The sequence below is a fragment of the Sphingopyxis sp. BE235 genome (genome assembly GCF_031457175.1).
Classification (GTDB): Bacteria; Pseudomonadota; Alphaproteobacteria; order Sphingomonadales; family Sphingomonadaceae; genus Sphingopyxis.
Window position 1 is genome coordinate 261,830 of sequence record NZ_JAVDWC010000001.1, and the last position, 17,167, is coordinate 278,996.

Sequence of the window (17,167 nt, forward strand, 5' to 3'; positions counted from 1 at the left end):
GAGAACGCTTCGCCCGATTCGGTGCCGCTTTCGCCATGAGCTGTGTCATCGCGATGACGGCGGTGGCACCCGCCGCCGCGCAGATGCAGGGACCGCCCGCACCGCCGCCGCCGCGCGATGCCGAAAGCGCCGCCGCGAAGGCAAAGGAAATGGTCGACCCGATCAAGCGCTGCAAACCCGCCGACGACGGTTCGATCAATGTGTGCGGCTCCGACACCGATCTGCACCGCCTGTCGCCCGAACTGCGCGCGATCGCGAAGGAGGGCCGCGAGGCGCCGCCGAAGCTGCCGCGCGCCGAGGCGCAGGCGATGACGCTCGACAAGCTGCCGTACAATTGGATGTCGCTCGGCGGGCGCTACAAACCGGGCCCCGAATATAATGCGCTCTACGAAGCGGTGAAGCGTGCGACTGATCCCGAAACGGGCACGCCGCCGACCCCCGAAGAGCCCGAGCCCTAGGCGAAGACTTCCGCCGCTGCGCGGCGCGGACCGGCGGCGCGGAGGAACCCAGCCGAAACAAGGATCTTCCCCAGAAAATAGGCCGCGAGAAGCAGGATCCACGCGAAGCTCATGGCGATTTCGAGCGCGCTTCCGGGCGCTTGCGCATTCTTCCAGATGACCGCGCTGTGGACGAGGATAAGCCCGCCGAGCATGAGGCCGAAGACTGTACCGAAAGCCAGATAAAAGCCGAAGAGACGCCATTGCGCCTGCCCGGTCGCCCGCCACGATTCGGCGATAGCCGAAAAGGGATTGAGCCGCCCGCCCGCGCCCATGATCGCACCGGTCAGGCAGAGCCGGGCCTCGATCCATGTGCCAAGGACGACGAGCGCCAGCCGGTAGGCCCCGTCGACGAAACTCCCGGCCAGTGCGTTCCACTCGGCGATACCGATCGTGAGCAGGATCGGCAGCGTCGCGATTACGCCGATGCTGAAATAGAGCAGGATAATGACGATCAGATACGCCGCGCCTGCGACCATTCCGTACATGATCTCCGAAATATAGCCTTCGCGAAACTCGGCGAGGATCGCGTTCCACGCCGCGAACATCGCGCCCGCGACGATCACCGACACGATGCCGAGCAGATAAAGCGGTCCGGTGATCGAGCCGCTGATATAGGTGCCATAGGTGTTGACCATCAGCGCGATGATGGTGCGAAGATTGAAGATAGGCTCGCTCGACAGCAGCAGGAACGGCACCAGCACGCCCAGCCCGATATAGGCGAGCAGCGCCCGCCAATGTTCGGCCGCCAGCGCACGCGCCTCGGCCAGCCCCTGCCTGATTTCGATATCCATGTCCGCCCCCTCTTCCCCTCATCAGGGCTAACAGCGGGGCGGGCGATTGCAAGTCGGCGTTACCGCCCTTTACAGCGCGAGGATCGGCATATGCATCGGCGCGCCGACGACATGGTCCGACGCGGCGAGGATAGCGAGCGCGGCGTGGATCGTACTGGCCGGACCTTCGTGGGTGACGAGCACGATGACGACGCCGCTGCCGTCCTCGCTGCCGCGCTGGATCAGGCTTTCGATCGACACCCCGGCATCGCGCATCGCCGTCGCGATCTCGGCGAGCACGCCGATGCGGTCCTCGACGATCAGGCGGACATAATGCTTGCCGATCCGCGCGCCGGCGTCGGCGACGGGTGCCTGGTCGAGCGAATCGACCGGCATCGCAAAGGCGGGGCCATATTCGTCGCGCGCGATGTCGATGATGTCGGCGACGATCGCCGACGCCGTCGGCCCCGCGCCCGCGCCCGCGCCCTCGAAAAAGAGGCGCCCGACGAAATTGCCCTCGGCGACGACGGCGTTCAATGCGCCGGGGACATAGGCGAGCGGATGATCGGCGGGGACGAGGCACGGCTGGACATGCTGGTAGAGGGCGCCCCCGTTCTTGGCGGCATCGCGCTCGGCCATGCCGATCAGGCGGACGCGGTGGCCGAGCGCTTCGGCCTCGCGAATGTCGGCGGCGATCAGCCCGCGGATCCCGTCGGCGGTCACCGCGCCGATATCGAGCCGCGTCCCGAAACACAGCGCGGCGAGGATCGACAATTTATGCGCGGCGTCGATCCCGTCGACGTCGAAGGTCGGGTCGGCCTCGGCATAACCCTCGGCCTGCGCCGCGGCGAGCGCATCGGCGAAGCTCGCGCCGTTCCGCTCCATCTGCGTCAGGATATAATTGCAGGTGCCGTTGAGGATGCCATAGACGCGCGCGATCTCGTTCGCCGATGCGCCCTCGCGGATCGCCTTGATCACCGGGATGCCGCCCGCGACCGCGGCTTCATATTTCAGCGGCGTGTCTTTCTCTTCGGCGAGCCGCGCGAGGTCGAGCCCGTGGTGCGCGATCATCGCCTTGTTCGCGGTGACCAGCGCCTTGCCCGCGCCGAGCGCATGGCGCGCCAGCGTCAGCGCCGGGCCGTCGGCGCCGCCGATCATCTCGACGATGACATCGACGTCGTCCGCCGCGACGAGCGCGTCCATATCGTCTTCCCAGCGATAGGGCGACAGGTCGACGCCGCGATCCTTGTGCCGGTCGCGCGCCGACAGCGCGACGATCTCGATCGCGCGTCCGGCGCGGCGCGCGATCAGGTCGCGGTTCGCCTCGAGCAGCCGGACGACCCCGCCACCGACGACGCCAATCCCCGCGAGCGCGACACGCAGCGGCGGGCGAGGGGCGGTCGGGGCGGAATAGGGCGACATGCGAGGAGCTCCGTATAGACGCGGAGCCGCGCCCCGCCGTTGCGAGCGCCCTATCGGCTTTTGCCATGGAAACAAGCCCGGCGCGCCTAGGGCGCGCCGAAGCTGAGCTTTATCCGGTCATGGAAAGCGGCACCGGCCCGCTCGCACACCCGGCCTCTAGGCTATGAGAGGCCGGGTAGCGGGAGCGGGCCGGTGCCGCCTCCGACGTCAGTCGGAGAAACAGAAATCAGTCCACCGGCTTGCGCGTGCGCGTGCATTCGCCGAGCGCGCCGAGGACGACACTATAGTCCGACGCCGCCTTGCGCCGATCCTCGGGGGCGGTTCCCGCCAGCTTGCTCAGCGGCAGCTGGCGCGGCAATCCGCAAGCGAGCCGATACCAGGCGAGCGTATTGCGCTGTGGCACCGCCGCCGACGCGTCGACGATCTCGCCGAACGCCGCCGCCCAGCGCCGCGACCCGTCGGCAGCGGTCAGGATGGTCAGCGACACGGGCTCTCCGGTCCTGGTGTTGAGGAACAGCTGCGTCTCGCCCTCGCCGGGCAAGGTGCCCGGAACGTGGAAGCCGTTCGCGACGCCGGTGATCGCCGGCGGCGCGCCGGGCTTGACCAGTTCGGTGAGCACGGCGCGCAATTGCGCCTCGGTCGCCGGATCCCACGGCAGCTGTGCATCGGGCGCGATCAGCTGGACGCTGCCGGTGTTGCTGCTGCCTGCCGTCGCCCCGGCGACGGGCCGGGCAAAGAGCAGGACGGGCTGTTTCTTCTTCAGCTTCGCCGGCTTTCCCTTCGCGTCGAGGGGCAGGTCGACGAGGTAGGAGATTCGCGCCGCGAGCGGTCCCGCGCCGCGAATCAGGCTGACAACGTCGGACTCGACATAGAATCGGGTGTGGCCCGCCGCGACTCCGGGGGCTCGCTCGGGTTTGAGCGCCGTGGCCTTATATATACGCGCGTGCAGCACGGTCGGCGCCGCGGTCGCCAGATCGGCGATATCGGCATAGCTGTACGGACTGGCCGCGGCGGCGGCCGGGGGCGCCTGCATCGCGGAAACGCTGGGGATTCCAAGAGTTAAGGCGAGAATGCCGGCGATAGCGGCCGGGTGGGGGAGGCGCATGATCGTTCCACTTTCCGTCGTTTATGACACCGGTATCGGCGTTGAAATCCCCATCATGGGACAAGGCACATTAACCGCTGATAAAGGGTTTGCGAATGTGCCGCCACCGCGATAGGACGGGCCGCGAAGCGTCCGGCAAAAACATAATAAGCCGAACGTAGCGCCGTCGGGTCTCGCACAACGCATCGGAAATCATCCGGGCATTTGGCAACCGAACCCGCCGGCAGGGAATTGGTGTCAGGATGATCTAGCAAGGAGCGTCGTCCCTGAATGGCTTATGGTGATAATGTCGACCCTAAAAACAGGGTAGTGGCGATTGTCTTGGTTGGTCTGCTTACAGCGGTTCTGGGCTACGGCCTGGTCAACGGCTTGAATATCAGTATCGTCAAGAAACTCGCCGAAAAATTGGATGTGGTGGACGTAGAAGAGCCGCCGCCGCCGGAGGAACCCCCGCCGCCGCCGCCGCCGGACAATAAATTGCCGCCGCCGCCGCCGGTTGTGACGCCGCCGTCGCCCATTCCGCCGCCGGTGACGACCAACACGGTCCAGTCGGTGCCGAAGGCGCCGCCGACGCCGCCCCCGCCCGTCTATACGCCGCCGGCACCGCCGGCGCCGCCGCCGACGCCTGATCTCAGCGCTGCCGGTACGCCCAAGGGCAACCCGGGCCGCTGGGCGACGAACGACGACTATCCGGCCCGTGCCATGCGCGAAGAGCGTGAAGGCACCACCGGGTTCCGCGTCACCTATGGCGTCGATGGCCGCATCACCTCGTGCGATGTGACCTCGTCGAGCGGTCATGCCGATCTCGATGCCGAAACCTGCAAACTTATCCAGCGCCGTGGCCGGTTCAATCCGGGCAAGGATCGCGCGGGTAACCCCGTGGGCGGCAGCTACAGCAATCGTATCCGTTGGCAGATTCCGCGCTGATCGCGCGACCGGATCTGTGTTTCGAACTTATCGAATATTTTGAGAGGGATTTTCCAGTATGTTTAATCTGATCGCAAATGCCGCCGCTGCGGCAGCACCGGCCCACGAAGCGGGGCTCAGCCTGATGCCCGCCGCGATGTGCGTGAAGGAAGAAGGCGCGAGCCCCTATGGTCTCGTCCCCGCACTGTGCGAAGGCGGCATCGTCTCGCAGGTCACCTTCCTCGTCCTGCTGATCATGTTCGTCGGCACGCTCTACATCCTGTTCACCAAGCTGTTCGAACAGAATAAGGTGATGAACCAGGGCAAGGCCGTCGACGCCAATTTCTGGCGCGCTCCGACGCTCGCCGACGGCGCTTCGAAGCTCGAAAAGAACAGCGCGTATCGCCAGGTCGTCGAAGACGGTCTGCGCGCCAACGAAGAGCATAACAAGCTCGCCAACCCCGTCGAAGCCCACGACTGGATGCACGGCACGCTCGAGCGTTCGCAGAACCACATCAACTCGAAGCTGAACTCGGGCCTCGCCTTCCTTGCGACCGTCGGTTCGACCGCGCCGTTCGTCGGTCTGTTCGGTACGGTTATCGGTATTCTTCGCGCGCTCGTGAAGATCGGTGCGTCGGGCCAGGCTTCGATCGACACCGTCGCCGGTCCGGTCGGTGAAGCTCTGATCATGACCGCCATCGGTCTGATCGTGGCGGTTCCCGCGGTGCTCGCGTTCAACTGGCTCCAGAGCCGCAACAAGGCGATTGCCCGCCGTCTGTCGACCTTCTCGAACGACGTGCTCGGCTCGATCATGTCGAACGGCCAGGTGAAGCCGGCGTCGCTGACCCCGGCGAAGGCTGCTGCTCCGGCCGCGGCACCGAAGAAGGCCTGATCGGTCTCCTGGACCCCCGCCTTGTCGCCGCGTGGCGAAAGGCGGGGTCCGTTGGACAGGGAAGGCGGGCTCAAGGCACGCCGTCCCGATGTCCGTGACAGAAATTTTGTGACAGGATGCTAATCCTATGGCGATGAGTGTAGGCGACAAGGGTGGCGAAGACGCCCCGATGTCCGAAATCAACACGACTCCGCTCGTGGACATCATGCTTGTGTTGCTCATCATCTTCCTCATCACGGTTCCCGTGGTGTTGGAGACGGTGAACCTGAAACTGCCCGACGTGGCGTTTGAGGTGACGACGACGAAGCCTGAGAATGTGCTGCTTTCGATCCGTTCGGCTGATACCGACGGCGATGGCGAGCCCAACCCCGAGAGCACGGCGTGTGAAGTATATTGGGGCCAGACCCCGGTGGATTCCAAGCAGTTGCTGGAACGTGGACAAAAGAAGCTCGAGCAGCTGCTCGAGGATATCGGCGGTCCGCAGAATATCACCGAGGAAAACTTCCCCGAAGTGCACATCCGCGGCGACGTCAACACGCCGTACCAGTGCATCGGTGGCGTGATCTACACGATGCAATATGCCGGCTTCCAGAAGATCGGGTTCATTTCGGAACCGGCTCCTGGTTCGGGTACGGTGGGCCGCCTGTAAGGGCGCGCTCCGTTTAGGAACGAAGGAATAATCGCATGTCCATGGCAGTTGGAGATCGGGACGAAAATGAACCGATGATGGACATGAACACGACGCCGTTGATCGACGTCATGCTCGTGCTCCTCATCATGTTCATCATCACCATCCCGGTCCAGACCCACGCGGTGAAGATCGACCTGCCGGTCCCGACCGACAGCCAGAGCAATGTCGACCCCGAAAAGAACAAGGTGATGATCGATCCCGCGGGAACGATCACCTGGAACGGTTCGCCGGTCGACCTTGCGCAGCTGGCAAATTATCTGGAACAGACCAAGGCACTGCCGGTCGAACCCGAGCTGCAGGTCCAGCCCGACCCCTATGCACGCTATATCGTCGTCGACAATGTCATGGCGGTGATCAAGCGCAGCGGCGTCGGCAAGCTGGGCTTCGTCGGCAACGAGCAATACGCCCGCGTCTTCTGATCTTCGATCAGGGCCGTCAGGCAAAAAATATGGGGCCGCGAAGCAATTCGCGGCCCTTTTTTTGCGCCCGGCCGATCTGGGCCGAATGGCCGGTTCCGACCGATTGCGGACATTCTGTCTCGCAGTTTGCGCTACCTTGCCGCCTCTCGAATATTCGCGTTATTCAGATTATTCCGCGTCCATTTGTTGGAATTCTCATAGGGCTCCAATATCTCCGGGTCCTGCTTCTCACTCCACATTCGCGTCGGAGGATGGTGCTTTATAAGAAATCGATCAAGCATCGCTTTGGTCTGCGCCTCAAAATCTCTCGCCTTGCATATGTTCAACGGTGAAAATTTAATCGCCAAGGCGAATCGCTGATAGTCCGTATAGAGTGTGCACACGCGCATATTAGGACCGCATTTTACACGTCGGCGCCATTTTTTCGGATCTATGGTGTCGAAATAAAGTTCCGATGTGACTCCAGATTTCTTATTTTGAATCTCTAGAGTATTTTTGTCCGTGTTTATTTCATCATACGCTTCCCACCCGCAATATTTTCCTCGATAAAGATTTGGATCGGAGCCAAAGGATCCTTGGGTTTGGAGAAAGGCCTTCAACAAATCTTCTCGTTTTTGATCCGGAAGGTTGACGACCGGGATTCCCCAACTGGTCAGTTGGACAAAATATTTCTCCTGGGGCCAACCGGCACTATGCCGGTTATATTGTTCAATGTCCTTGTGAAACCCATCCGGTTCCCCAGTAGGCCAATGGACGTATAAATAGATTTCTTTCTGCCGACCGCCCGCAAGGTTCGAACGGTCGATCATATAGGCGGCGGGAATGGCGAACTCTAACCGCTCATGCGTGGTCTCCGGCTGCTTATCTGACCTAAAACGCCAGACGGACAGACTGACGGGTTTCATCGATTTGATGTCTCCCCGTCCGACAGCTCCAGAAAAGCCTTTTAGTTTCACCCAATGCTTCCGCTCCTCCCGTCGGTCTAATTCATAGTTGGTAGCAACGACGGTTAACCCAATAGCGGCCAAGCAAATTGTCGACTTGATCCACATTTCTTTTGCAGCATCCTATCGTGGAGTTCGCATAGCGATTAGCCGAAGGCAGATGACAATTGCGTAAACAGCTTCGCGAGTCCGCTTCCCACCCCAAAGCCGACTTATCCCCTTGGAACTCGCGGCAATTGCAGGCATCACCGGCGCAGCGGGATCGAAACGCGCCGTGACGACGTTCTGATTCCGATCCGGATCAAAGGGAGCAGCAAGATGACGATGGGTTCGCACCGTAAACAGATCATGGTCCAGGGGGCCGTTGTCATCGGGGCGCTCGCGCTCGCCGGCTGCGCCGGGATGGGCAAGAAGTCGACGACGACGCTGCCTCCCGCCGACGCCTATGCCCAACTCTATGACAATAAGGGCGCTGACCGCGGCCGCGCCGACATCTATCGTGACACGACGGGTCTCCGCATCGAACTCGTCGCGCGCGGCTTTGCGCCGGGCACCTATGGGATGCACGTCCATGCCGTCGGCCAGTGCAATGCGCCCGATTTCGCAAGCGCGGGTCCGCACTGGAACCCGACCGGCGCCCAGCACGGCCGCGACAATCCGATGGGCGCGCATCACGGCGACCTTCCCAACCTCGTGATCGAGCCCGACCAGATCGGCCGCGCGACGCTGCGCCTCGTCGGCTCGCGCTTCGAGGGCGATGGCGCGCTGCTCGATGCCGATGGCGCCGCCTTCGTGATCCACGCCGGACCCGACGATTACAAGACCGACCCCAGCGGCAACAGCGGCGGGCGCGTCGCGTGCGGCGTCATCGTCAAAGAGACGGCGAAGTAAGACTGCTTCCGCCCCGTCGGTCCCCTAGGGACTGACGGAGGCGGATTTCAAACCTTGGCTGACTAACTTGCGGGCGCCTCGACCGAAAGGTCAGGCGCCCGCCGCGCGTTCGGCGATCGTCGCTTCGGCCGCTGGCACCGCGCGATAGGCATAGAGCAACAGGCCGAGCGCGATCGGCGCGACCCCGATCAGCGACAGAATGCCGGTGCGCAGGTCGCCGACCGGCTTGCCATCGACGATCGTCCCCGCCAGATCCGAAATCTGCCCGACCATATAGGGGCCGAACGACAGGCCGACGAGCGTCGTGCCGAGGAAGAAGGCCGCGGTCGCGGTGCCGCGCATCCGCGGCAGCACCAGGTCCTGCGTCGTCGCCGCAGCCGCACCCAGAGCCGCCGCACCAAGCATGCCGGCGAGGAAGTTCATGACATAGAAGAGCGTCGAATTTTCGGTCGTGTAGCCGATCCAGATCGGAATGATCGGGGCGACGACGCCGAAGATGATCATCAGGATGCGGCCCGCGGGATTCTTCGCCCGCAAATGATCGGCGAGGCGGCCGCCGATGATCACGCCGACGAAACCGGCGACGGCACCGTTCGCGCCGAGGATGAAAGCCAGCTCCTGCTTGGGCAGGCCCAGCACGATTTCGGCATAGGGCGCCGACCAGAAAGCGAGCGCATAGGCGGCGAGGCTGACCAGACCATAACCGAGCGTGGTGCAGATGAACGCCGGAGTGCCCCAGATGAGCCGGAAGGTCGCCGGATCGTGCGCGCGCAGCGCGCTCGCCCAGGAAAAGACCGCATAATAGCCAAGCGCGACCGCCGACCATTGCGGGAAATTGCCCGTCAGGCGGATCATCCACCAGGCAAAGGCGGCGATGGCGGCGGCAAAGCCGATGTTGATCGCCAGCGCCGCGGGGCCGCGCTTTGCGGCGCCCCACAGCGTCAGCGGCGGCACGATCATCGACAGATCCTTGCCGAACTCGCGTAACGGGTCCGGGCAGCCCGGGCTCGCGACGCCGTCCATCGCGCCGCGGACCGGCTCGCGCAAGCTGGCGACCCAGAGCGCAAGGAGCAGCCCGGGGATGCCGACCGCGAGGAAGGCCGCCTGCCAGCCGACCAGCCCCATCGGCCCGTCTGCAGGGAAATTCCTGTTCCATGCCTCGACGATCAGCGCGCCGATGAACAGCGACACGCCGCCGCCGAGGTAGAGTCCCGACGAATAGATCGCGAGCGCGGTCGCTTTTTGCCGCTTGGGGAAATAGTCGGAGATCAGCGAATAGGCGGTCGGGCTCGCGGTCGCCTCGCCGACGCCGACGCCCATGCGCGCGAAGGTCAGGGTCAGCTGGTTATACGCAAAGCCCGATGCCGCGGTCATCGCCGACCACAGGGTCAGCCCGATCGACAGCAATTTCACCCGGTTCCAATTGTCGGCGAGGCGCCCGAGCGGAATTCCGAACAGCGCATAGAAAACCGCGAAAGCCGCGCCGCCGAGGAAGCCCATGTCGCCATCGGTCAGGCCGAGGTCGGCCTTGATATCGACCGCGAGGATGCTGATGATCTGCCGGTCGATGAAATTGAGGATATAGACGACGACGAGCACCGACAGGACGTACCAGCTATATCCGGTGGCCTTCGGTTCGGCCGGAACCGGCGCATCGGACGTGACATTCTCGCTGGTGGTCTCGGCCATCTGGCAACCCTCTCCCTGACCCATTATCTGTTGTGGCTCATGGCTAGCAGAGCCGGACGAAGGCGCAAGTTGAAAGTCGGTTCAACTTTATGGGGAACATGGTCGATATGCGCAACGATAGAGAAATTGCCAAACCCGCGATCCTCTTCCTCTGCCTCGGCAACATCTGCCGCTCGCCGCTTGCCGAGGGCGCCGCGCGCGCCGCCTTTGCCCGCGAAGGCATCGACGCGACCCTCGATTCGGCGGGAACCGGCGACTGGCACGTGGGCCGTGCCCCCGATGCCCGCGCGCAGGCCGAAGCGCGCCGCCGCGGCGTCGACATTTCGGCGCTGCGCGGCCGCCAGCTCCGCCGCGCCGATTTTTACGATTTCGACCTGATCCTCGCCGCCGACGCGAGCAATTTGCGCGACGCCCGCGCGATCCGGCCGCCCGACGCGACCGCCGAGCTCCGGCTGATGCTCGACCTTCTGCCCGGTCGCGGCGGCGAAGGCGTCACCGATCCTTATTATGGCGAAGACGACGGCTTTGCCGCGACCTGGGACGATGTCGATGCGGTCGCGGCGGCGCTCGTTGCCGAATTTTCGCCTTCCAGCGGATAACGCGCCACGGGGTGATAGCGCGAGCCGCCATGGCCGAGTTCGCTTTCATACAGCGTGACATGGCCGAATTCGAAAGCCGGGCTCGCAAGGTCGCCGCTCAGCGCAAGGAAGGGCGCGACCGGTCCTGAGTTGCGGTTCAGGCGCGCGAGCGTGACATGCGGAACAAAGGCGCGCGTCTCGGGCGCGATGCCGACGCGCGCGAGGCGCTGGTCGACCTTGCGGTGCAGCGCCGCGAGCGGATCGTGCGGCTCGACCCCGGCCCAGATCATGTGTGGCCGCCCTTGCCGTTCAAACAGGTCGACCCCCGCAATCCGCGCCGTAACGCGCGGCGCATGGAGTGCGCCGAGCGCCGCGGCGATATCCTCGGCCATATGGCGGTCGACCTCGCCGATGAAACGCAGCGTCAAGTGGAGCTGCTCGTCATTTTGCCAGCGCGCGCCCGCGATGCCGTGCATCGCGGCGAGCAATATGTCGCGGACCGGACGCGGCGGGCGCAGCGCGACGAACAGGCGGTGCGTGGACATGGCGGGCAACATAATGGGCGGGGTTTCGGATCGCGACCCCCTAACCGCCGGGCAGGCAATAATATTGCTCTTGTCCGGTTTCGCTTGAAACAGGAGGGGAAACGCCCGATATTGCTGTCTACGGCCGGTATGGGCTGGCCGATGATGGAGTAATGACAATGGCGAATTGGAACGACCCCAATATGGCGGCTTCCGGTTTTGGTGCCGGCGCGAACGCAATGGACCAGGCCGTCGATGCCGGCCTGCGGTCGTACATGCTGTCGGTTTACAATTATATGGGCTCGGGCGTGCTGCTGACCGGCATCGTCGCGATGCTGGCGTTCAATAGCGGCTTTACCCAGTCGCTGATCGGCAGCCCGCTGATGTGGGTGGTGATGCTCGCGCCGCTGGCCTTCGTGCTGGTGCTGAGCTTCGGGATCAACAAGCTGTCGACGACGGCGGCGCAGACTTTGTTCTGGGTCTATGCCGCGGTGATGGGCCTGTCGATGTCGACGATCTTCCTAGCCTTTACGGCGTCGTCGATCGCGACCACTTTCTTCGCGACCGCGGCGGCCTTCCTTGGCCTTAGCCTTTACGGCTACACGACCAAGAAGGATCTGTCGGGTTTCGGCACCTTCCTGATCATGGGTGTCGTCGGCATCCTCGTCGCGATGGTGATCAACATGTTCGTGCAGTCGAGCGCGCTCAGCCTCGCGATCAGCGTGATCGGTGTGCTGCTGTTCGCGGGCCTCACCGCCTATGACACGCAGAAGATCAAGAGCATGTATTTCTATGTCCGCGGGACCGACTTTGTCGGCAAGTCGGTGATCATGGGCGCGCTGACGCTCTACCTCGACTTCGTCAACATGTTCACCTTCCTGCTCAACCTTCTGGGCAGCCGCGAATAAGCGGGACGGACGAAGGCCGAAACAAGCGAGCCCGGCGGAGCGATTCGCCGGGCTCTTTTATTGGTCAGGGCGGAGGATGCGCCTCGCCCGCCATTCATCGGCGGTGATTTCCCATAATTCCGAGGGTAAGGCGCCTTCGACATAGCGCTTTTCGCCGCACCAAACGGCACGCATGCCGCTGCCGGTCGAGATGGCGCGCGATGCGCGATTTTCGATCGCCTTGGGCACGCGCAGGATCGGTTGGTCCAGCACGTCGAACCAATAATCGGTCACGGCATCGCTCGCTTCGCGCATCAAGCCTTTGCCCCAGTGGACGGGATCGAGCCAGAAACCCCGGTTGTCGTCGGGATTGAGCATCAGGCTGATGACGCCGATCAGGGTGCCGGGCTCCTGCCGCGTTCGGATCGACCAGTGCCAGGCCTTGCCTTCGCGCATAGCCGGAAGCGCGACGTCGCGGACAAAGGTCAGCGCGCCGTCGTCGGGATAGGGCCATGGAACGAACGGATTCAAATGGCGCACGATCTGCCATTGCGGGAAAATGGCCTGAATGGCCGAATGATCTTCCAGCACCAGCGGCCGCAGCAGGAGTGTTTCGGTCGTGAGGTCCGGAAATGGTGACGTCATTGCGCCCCCTGCATCTCGGCGATCAGCGCATTGTCGATTTCCTTCGCGCGCTTGTACGCGGCGCGTGTCCGCAAGGGCGCGACATAGGCCTCGAACGCCGGGCGCGACGCGATCGTGCCGAACTGGAGACCCCAGTCGATCTGGCTGCCGACATAGACATCGGCGGCGCTAAAGCGATCGCCCGCGACGAACGCCTTGTCCGCGACCGCGCTTTCGAGCGCGTCGAGCGCGGCGGGAAGCGAGCCGAAGCCCGCCATGCGCTGCTGGTCGGCATCGGGTTCGAGCCCGAACTGCTTGGCGGTGATCGCCTGCTCGACGGGCCCCGCGGCAAAGAACAGCCAGCGATAATAATCGGCGCGGTCGGCCACATCGGGCGCGAGGCCCGCTTCGGGGAAAGCGTCCGCCAGATAGGCGCAGATCGCGGCGCATTCGGTGACGACCTTGCCGTCGTGGACGACCGCCGGAACCTTGCCCATCGGGTTGATCGCGAGGTAATCGGCCCCCTTCATCGTCGTGGCATAATCGAGAATACGCGCCTCATAGGGGGCGCCGACCTCTTCGAGCATCCAGCGGACGATCTGCCCGCGCGACATCGGATTGGTATAGAAAATCAGGTCTTCGGTCATCGCGCTTCTCCCATGCGGTTCGATTCGAGTGTGAACATATCAAGAACATGATCCGACCGCCAGCGGGCTTGTTTTGTCACCATAGGCGGCTAAGGCAAAGGCATGAGCGAAGAACGCATCTGGACCGCCGCCGTGCTGGTCATCGGCGACGAGATTCTCTCGGGCCGCACGCAGGACAAGAATGTGTCGCAGATCGCGACCTGGCTCGACGTGCAGGGCATTCGCCTGCGCGAAGTGCGCATCGTCCCGGATGTCGAGCAGGAGATCGTGGATGCGCTGAACGCGATCCGCGCGCGCTACGACTACGTCTTCACCACCGGCGGCATTGGCCCGACGCACGACGACATCACGGTCGATGCGGTGGCGAAGGCGCTCGGCGTCGGCGTCATCATCCACCCGGCAGCGCGTGCGATCCTAGAAAATTATTACACCGCGCGCGGCAGCGAGCTGACCGAGGCGCGGCTGCGGATGGCGCGCGTGCCCGACGGCGCCGACCTGATCCCCAACCGCATGTCGGGCGCACCCGGGATCCGCATCGGCAATCTGTTCGTGATGGCGGGGGTGCCGCATATCACCGCGGGCATGCTCGATGCGCTCACCGGCGAGCTCGAAGGCGGCGCGCCGCTCGTCGCGCACACGATCGGCGCGTGGGCACCCGAAAGCGAGATCGCCGATCTGCTGCGGCAGGGCGAGAAGGATTATTCGGGCGTTGCGATCGGCAGCTATCCCTTTTTTCGCGACGGCAAGATCGGCGCCAATTTCGTGATCCGTTCGACCGACGGCGAACAGGTCGCGGCGTGCGTCGGGGCGCTCACCGCGGGTTTCGAAGCGCTCGGCTATGCGGTGACCGACGGCGGCATCTGATCGGCGGCATCATCGTCGCTTGTCTGCGTCGCGCGCGGCAGGCGGCGGAGCATCAGGATCGCGAACAGGCCAAAGATCGCCGCGACGACAAAGGCCGCACCGGGGAAATGCACCGGCGCGCCGTCGGCGGTGAAATAGGCCATCGTTCCGGTCAGGAGCAGCGGCGCAAATAGCTGCCCAAGCCCCATCGCCATCGCCGAAATCCCCTGCACCTCGCCCTGCGTTTCGGCGGTCGCGCGGCGCGACATCATCGCCATCAGCGACGGCTGTACCGGCGCCTGCAACGCGACGGGGATCAGCAGCAGGAACGCGCCGATCGTCGAGGTGGTGAAGGCATAACCAACATAGACCAGGGTCGCGACGAGGATGCCGAGCGTCGCCGCGTCGCGCTCGCCGAAGCGCGCGACCGCGGGGCCGACGACGAAAACCTGCCCGAGCGCGATCATCACCCCGACCGCGGCGAGGCTCGCGCCGATCATCCCCGGCGTCCAGCCGAGTTGCGCGATGCAATAGAAGCTCCACGTCATCGGATAGACGAGGCTGGCGATCTGCCACAGCACGAGCACCCCGGCGACGCCGTCCATGCCGGGCAGCCTGCGCATCGTCTTCCACGCGCCGAGTGGATTGGCGCGGCGCCAGTCGAACGCGCGGCGGCGTTCGGGTGGCAGCGTTTCGGGAAAGATGAAGTAGCCGTAGAGCATGTTCGCCGCGGCAAGGATCGCCGCCGCCACGAACGGCGCGCGCGGGCTGATCTCGCCGAGGAAACCGCCGAGCGCGGGTCCCGCGACGAAGCCAATGCCGAACGCCGCGCCGACGAAGCCGAAGTTCCGCGCGCGCTCCTCGGGCTGGGTGATATCGGCGATCGCCGCCTGCGCCGCGGCATAGCTGCCGCCGAAAATGCCCGACAGCGCGCGCGCGACGAACAGCCAGGGCAAAGTCTCGACAATCGTCAGCAGCGCATAATCAACCGCAAGCCCGCCGAGCGCGAGCAGCAGCACGCGCCGCCGCCCGAAATGGTCCGAGAGATTGCCGAGCACCGGCGAGGCAAGGAAGGTCGCGATTGCCATGACGAGGCCGATCCAAGCGCCGACCTCAATCGCGTGCGGCAGATCGATTTCGCCGACCTCCATCACGAGCTGCGGCAGCACCGGCATGATGATGCCGAAACCGACCGCATCCATGAAGATCGTCGCGACGATGAACGGGATGGTCCGCGCCGGCGTCACTTGCTCTTTCTTTCTGCTGTCCCTAGCGCCACCGAACCCTCCTTCATGCGTTGCCGATAGATGAAACTCGAAATTTCCGCCTCCCTAAATTATCGTCTGTCCGAGCCGGTCGACCTGATGCTGCAGATCGAGGCCGCGAACGGGCACGGCCAGCGCGTCCTTGACGCGTCGCTCGACGTCGGCACCCCCGAATTTGTCGCGCGCGTCCCGGCGGCCGACGGCATCTGCGAGCCGATCTGGCTGCGCGCCGAGGGGAGCCTGCGCGCCGAATATCGCGCGCGGGTCGAGATCGACCGGCCCGACACCGACTTCCGCTCGCTCGCTGCGGTGCCGCTCCACCGGCTCCCGGCCGAAGCGATCCCCTACCTCAACGAATCGCGCTATTGCCCGTCGAACAAGTTCCACGCTTTCGTTGAGCGCCGCTTCGGTGATCATGAGGGCGGGGCGAAGATCGGCCGGATGCGTGACTGGATCGAAAGCCGCTTCACTTATGTCTCCGGCTCGAGCGATGCCGAGACGGGCGCGCTCGACAGCTTCGTCGAACGCCGCGGCGTGTGCCGCGACTATGCGCATGTGATGATCGCGCTCGCGCGCGCCGCGCACATTCCGGCGCGGATGGCGAGCGCCTATGCGCTCCGCGTTTCGCCGCAAGATTTCCACGCCGTCGCCGAGGTCTTTCTCGATGGCGACTGGCACCTCGTCGATGCGACGGGCATGGCGCGCGCCTCCGAAATGGCGCGTATTTGCGTCGGGCGCGACGCGGCCGACATATCGTTCCTCACCGCGTACCGCGATATCGCTTTCGTCAGCCAGTCGGTGAAGGTGAAGCGCGTAGAGGGCTGAAGAGGCCGTCGTGGCAAAGCCACGCCGTCGATCCTCGCTGCGCGAGGTCGGCCGGACTTTCGCTTGTCGCGATTTAGCGGGGCTAAATCGCTGCGAAAGTCTGGAGCGGGTGAAGGGAATCGAACCCTCGTCACTTGCTTGGGAAGCAAAAGCTCTACCATTGAGCTACACCCGCACTCGGCAACGACCGATAGGCGGCCTTTGCCGTCATCCGCGGCGCGGGTCAATCCTTTGCTGGCGGCGCGGTGTCAGCGCGCCGATTCGCAGATCGTCTCCATCGCGACAAAGGTCGATGTGCTCGCGACATGCGGCAGGCTCGAAATCTTCTCGCCCAGCACGATACGATAGCGGCGGATGTCGGGGGTGCGAACCTTGAGCAGATAATCGAAGCTGCTCGCGATCATGTGGCATTCCTCGACCTCAGGAATTTGCCGCACCGCCATGTTGAACTGTTTGAGCGCATCCTCGCGCGTGTCCGACAGCTTCACCTCGGTAAAGGCGACATGGTCGAGCCCGACCTTGGCGGGATCGACGATCGCGCGAAACCCGACGATCAGCCCGCTGTCGACGAGGCGTTTCACGCGCTGCTGGCACGGCGTTTTCGAGAGACCCACCTGCAGCGCGAGTTCGGTAAAGGTGATCCGCCCGTCGCGGCCCAGAATCGCGAGGATCTTGCGGTCGAACTCGTCCATTTCGACTGTCGAAGAGGTATTTTTCATACGTATCGACTAGGATTGATCGGAAA

Annotated in this window: 20 protein-coding genes and 1 tRNA gene; 10 read left to right on the forward strand and 11 right to left on the reverse strand. The window is 64.1% G+C overall.

Annotation, left to right across the window (positions count from 1 at the left end; translation table 11 throughout):
- Positions 1 to 35: 35 nt before the first annotated feature.
- On the forward strand, positions 36 to 458 hold the full coding sequence (locus tag J2X38_RS01330) for a hypothetical protein (RefSeq protein WP_310250400.1): 423 nt from the start codon (positions 36 to 38) through the stop codon (positions 456 to 458).
- Here the strand turns inward: J2X38_RS01330 and J2X38_RS01335 are convergent.
- The 3 genes from J2X38_RS01335 to J2X38_RS01345 form a co-directional block, all read right to left on the reverse strand.
- The gene (locus J2X38_RS01335) at positions 455 to 1,291 is read right to left on the reverse strand and encodes a hypothetical protein (RefSeq protein ID WP_310250403.1); all 837 of its coding nucleotides are present in this window, start codon (positions 1,289 to 1,291) and stop codon (positions 455 to 457) included. The genes J2X38_RS01330 and J2X38_RS01335 overlap by 4 nt on opposite strands.
- Positions 1,292 to 1,360: 69 nt before the next feature.
- Positions 1,361 to 2,692: a homoserine dehydrogenase gene (locus J2X38_RS01340; protein WP_310250405.1), complete on the reverse strand. Its 1,332-nt coding sequence runs from the start codon at positions 2,690 to 2,692 to the stop codon at positions 1,361 to 1,363.
- Between the two features lie 226 nt (positions 2,693 to 2,918).
- On the reverse strand, positions 2,919 to 3,725 hold the full coding sequence (locus J2X38_RS01345; RefSeq protein WP_310250408.1) for a hypothetical protein: 807 nt from the start codon (positions 3,723 to 3,725) through the stop codon (positions 2,919 to 2,921).
- Between the two features lie 342 nt (positions 3,726 to 4,067).
- Between J2X38_RS01345 and J2X38_RS01350 the strand changes: the two genes are divergently transcribed.
- From J2X38_RS01350 to J2X38_RS01365, 4 genes are all read left to right on the forward strand, one after another.
- The gene (locus tag J2X38_RS01350) at positions 4,068 to 4,724 is read left to right on the forward strand and encodes an energy transducer TonB (protein ID WP_137891529.1); all 657 of its coding nucleotides are present in this window, start codon (positions 4,068 to 4,070) and stop codon (positions 4,722 to 4,724) included.
- 58 nt (positions 4,725 to 4,782) lie between these two features.
- The gene (locus tag J2X38_RS01355; protein ID WP_197411515.1) at positions 4,783 to 5,595 is read left to right on the forward strand and encodes a MotA/TolQ/ExbB proton channel family protein; all 813 of its coding nucleotides are present in this window, start codon (positions 4,783 to 4,785) and stop codon (positions 5,593 to 5,595) included.
- A 127-nt stretch (positions 5,596 to 5,722) separates the two neighbouring features.
- On the forward strand, positions 5,723 to 6,244 hold the full coding sequence (locus tag J2X38_RS01360) for a biopolymer transporter ExbD (RefSeq protein ID WP_037517271.1): 522 nt from the start codon (positions 5,723 to 5,725) through the stop codon (positions 6,242 to 6,244).
- A gap of 35 nt (positions 6,245 to 6,279) precedes the next feature.
- Positions 6,280 to 6,705, forward strand: coding sequence for a biopolymer transporter ExbD (locus J2X38_RS01365; RefSeq protein WP_037517269.1), 426 nt, complete (start codon positions 6,280 to 6,282; stop codon positions 6,703 to 6,705).
- A 131-nt stretch (positions 6,706 to 6,836) separates the two neighbouring features.
- Here the strand turns inward: J2X38_RS01365 and J2X38_RS01370 are convergent, their stop codons facing one another.
- Positions 6,837 to 7,757 (reverse strand): hypothetical protein, encoded by a 921-nt coding sequence (locus J2X38_RS01370; protein ID WP_310250419.1) that lies wholly within the window; start codon positions 7,755 to 7,757, stop codon positions 6,837 to 6,839.
- 210 nt (positions 7,758 to 7,967) lie between these two features.
- Here J2X38_RS01370 and J2X38_RS01375 point away from each other — a divergent pair, with 210 nt between their 5' ends.
- Positions 7,968 to 8,540, forward strand: a complete 573-nt coding sequence (locus tag J2X38_RS01375) for a superoxide dismutase family protein (protein ID WP_310250421.1) — start codon at positions 7,968 to 7,970, stop codon at positions 8,538 to 8,540.
- Positions 8,541 to 8,630: 90 nt separating this feature from the next.
- Here the strand turns inward: J2X38_RS01375 and J2X38_RS01380 are convergent, their stop codons facing one another.
- On the reverse strand, positions 8,631 to 10,229 hold the full coding sequence (locus J2X38_RS01380) for an MFS transporter (RefSeq protein WP_310250423.1): 1,599 nt from the start codon (positions 10,227 to 10,229) through the stop codon (positions 8,631 to 8,633).
- Between the two features lie 107 nt (positions 10,230 to 10,336).
- On the opposite strand from J2X38_RS01380, the gene J2X38_RS01385 reads away from it, so the two are divergent.
- Entirely contained in the window at positions 10,337 to 10,828 is a 492-nt protein-coding gene (locus J2X38_RS01385) for a low molecular weight protein-tyrosine-phosphatase (RefSeq protein ID WP_310250426.1), read from the forward strand.
- Here J2X38_RS01385 and thpR read toward each other — a convergent pair.
- On the reverse strand, positions 10,735 to 11,352 hold the full coding sequence (gene thpR, locus J2X38_RS01390) for an RNA 2',3'-cyclic phosphodiesterase (protein ID WP_310250429.1): 618 nt from the start codon (positions 11,350 to 11,352) through the stop codon (positions 10,735 to 10,737). The genes J2X38_RS01385 and thpR overlap by 94 nt on opposite strands.
- Positions 11,353 to 11,510: 158 nt before the next feature.
- Between thpR and J2X38_RS01395 the strand changes: the two genes are divergently transcribed.
- The gene (locus J2X38_RS01395; protein ID WP_310250431.1) at positions 11,511 to 12,239 is read left to right on the forward strand and encodes a Bax inhibitor-1/YccA family protein; all 729 of its coding nucleotides are present in this window, start codon (positions 11,511 to 11,513) and stop codon (positions 12,237 to 12,239) included.
- 57 nt (positions 12,240 to 12,296) lie between these two features.
- Here J2X38_RS01395 and J2X38_RS01400 read toward each other — a convergent pair whose 3' ends face one another.
- Together J2X38_RS01400 and J2X38_RS01405 are read right to left on the reverse strand one after the other, a co-directional pair.
- Complete coding sequence (locus J2X38_RS01400) at positions 12,297 to 12,863, reverse strand: GNAT family N-acetyltransferase (RefSeq protein WP_310250434.1); 567 nt, start codon at positions 12,861 to 12,863, stop codon at positions 12,297 to 12,299.
- The gene (locus J2X38_RS01405) at positions 12,860 to 13,489 is read right to left on the reverse strand and encodes a glutathione S-transferase family protein (RefSeq protein WP_310250438.1); all 630 of its coding nucleotides are present in this window, start codon (positions 13,487 to 13,489) and stop codon (positions 12,860 to 12,862) included. The genes J2X38_RS01400 and J2X38_RS01405 overlap by 4 nt, the downstream gene beginning before the upstream one ends.
- Positions 13,490 to 13,591: 102 nt before the next feature.
- Between J2X38_RS01405 and J2X38_RS01410 the strand changes: the two genes are divergently transcribed.
- Positions 13,592 to 14,353: a competence/damage-inducible protein A gene (locus tag J2X38_RS01410; RefSeq protein ID WP_310250439.1), complete on the forward strand. Its 762-nt coding sequence runs from the start codon at positions 13,592 to 13,594 to the stop codon at positions 14,351 to 14,353.
- Here the strand turns inward: J2X38_RS01410 and J2X38_RS01415 are convergent.
- Positions 14,326 to 15,579: an MFS transporter gene (locus J2X38_RS01415; protein ID WP_310250442.1), complete on the reverse strand. Its 1,254-nt coding sequence runs from the start codon at positions 15,577 to 15,579 to the stop codon at positions 14,326 to 14,328. The genes J2X38_RS01410 and J2X38_RS01415 overlap by 28 nt on opposite strands.
- A 60-nt stretch (positions 15,580 to 15,639) precedes the next feature.
- Between J2X38_RS01415 and J2X38_RS01420 the strand changes: the two genes are divergently transcribed.
- Positions 15,640 to 16,422 (forward strand): transglutaminase family protein, encoded by a 783-nt coding sequence (locus J2X38_RS01420; RefSeq protein WP_310250445.1) that lies wholly within the window; start codon positions 15,640 to 15,642, stop codon positions 16,420 to 16,422.
- Between the two features lie 101 nt (positions 16,423 to 16,523).
- Here the strand turns inward: J2X38_RS01420 and J2X38_RS01425 are convergent.
- Positions 16,524 to 16,597 (reverse strand) — tRNA-Gly (locus tag J2X38_RS01425).
- A 73-nt stretch (positions 16,598 to 16,670) separates the two neighbouring features.
- Positions 16,671 to 17,141: an Lrp/AsnC family transcriptional regulator gene (locus J2X38_RS01430; RefSeq protein WP_310250449.1), complete on the reverse strand. Its 471-nt coding sequence runs from the start codon at positions 17,139 to 17,141 to the stop codon at positions 16,671 to 16,673.
- Positions 17,142 to 17,167: the final 26 nt, after the last annotated feature.

Bases quoted from the DNA above. Each gene is read 5' to 3' on its own strand.
- J2X38_RS01355 (WP_197411515.1), top strand. From the start codon at position 4,783: ATGTTTAATCTGATCGCAAATGCCGCCGCTGCGGCAGCACCGGCCCAC.
- J2X38_RS01380 (WP_310250423.1), bottom strand. From the start codon at position 10,229: ATGGCCGAGACCACCAGCGAGAATGTCACGTCCGATGCGCCGGTTCCG.
- J2X38_RS01335 (WP_310250403.1), bottom strand. From the start codon at position 1,291: ATGGATATCGAAATCAGGCAGGGGCTGGCCGAGGCGCGTGCGCTGGCG.
- J2X38_RS01345 (WP_310250408.1), bottom strand. From the start codon at position 3,725: ATGCAGGCGCCCCCGGCCGCCGCCGCGGCCAGTCCGTACAGCTATGCC.
- J2X38_RS01365 (WP_037517269.1), top strand. From the start codon at position 6,280: ATGTCCATGGCAGTTGGAGATCGGGACGAAAATGAACCGATGATGGAC.
- J2X38_RS01410 (WP_310250439.1), top strand. From the start codon at position 13,592: ATGAGCGAAGAACGCATCTGGACCGCCGCCGTGCTGGTCATCGGCGAC.
- J2X38_RS01330 (WP_310250400.1), top strand. From the start codon at position 36: ATGAGCTGTGTCATCGCGATGACGGCGGTGGCACCCGCCGCCGCGCAG.
- J2X38_RS01370 (WP_310250419.1), bottom strand. From the start codon at position 7,757: ATGTGGATCAAGTCGACAATTTGCTTGGCCGCTATTGGGTTAACCGTC.
- J2X38_RS01375 (WP_310250421.1), top strand. From the start codon at position 7,968: ATGACGATGGGTTCGCACCGTAAACAGATCATGGTCCAGGGGGCCGTT.
- J2X38_RS01405 (WP_310250438.1), bottom strand. From the start codon at position 13,489: ATGACCGAAGACCTGATTTTCTATACCAATCCGATGTCGCGCGGGCAG.
- J2X38_RS01395 (WP_310250431.1), top strand. From the start codon at position 11,511: ATGGCGAATTGGAACGACCCCAATATGGCGGCTTCCGGTTTTGGTGCC.
- J2X38_RS01350 (WP_137891529.1), top strand. From the start codon at position 4,068: ATGGCTTATGGTGATAATGTCGACCCTAAAAACAGGGTAGTGGCGATT.
- J2X38_RS01360 (WP_037517271.1), top strand. From the start codon at position 5,723: ATGGCGATGAGTGTAGGCGACAAGGGTGGCGAAGACGCCCCGATGTCC.
- J2X38_RS01400 (WP_310250434.1), bottom strand. From the start codon at position 12,863: ATGACGTCACCATTTCCGGACCTCACGACCGAAACACTCCTGCTGCGG.
- J2X38_RS01385 (WP_310250426.1), top strand. From the start codon at position 10,337: ATGCGCAACGATAGAGAAATTGCCAAACCCGCGATCCTCTTCCTCTGC.
- J2X38_RS01340 (WP_310250405.1), bottom strand. From the start codon at position 2,692: ATGTCGCCCTATTCCGCCCCGACCGCCCCTCGCCCGCCGCTGCGTGTC.
- thpR (WP_310250429.1), bottom strand. From the start codon at position 11,352: ATGTCCACGCACCGCCTGTTCGTCGCGCTGCGCCCGCCGCGTCCGGTC.
- J2X38_RS01430 (WP_310250449.1), bottom strand. From the start codon at position 17,141: ATGAAAAATACCTCTTCGACAGTCGAAATGGACGAGTTCGACCGCAAG.
- J2X38_RS01420 (WP_310250445.1), top strand. From the start codon at position 15,640: ATGAAACTCGAAATTTCCGCCTCCCTAAATTATCGTCTGTCCGAGCCG.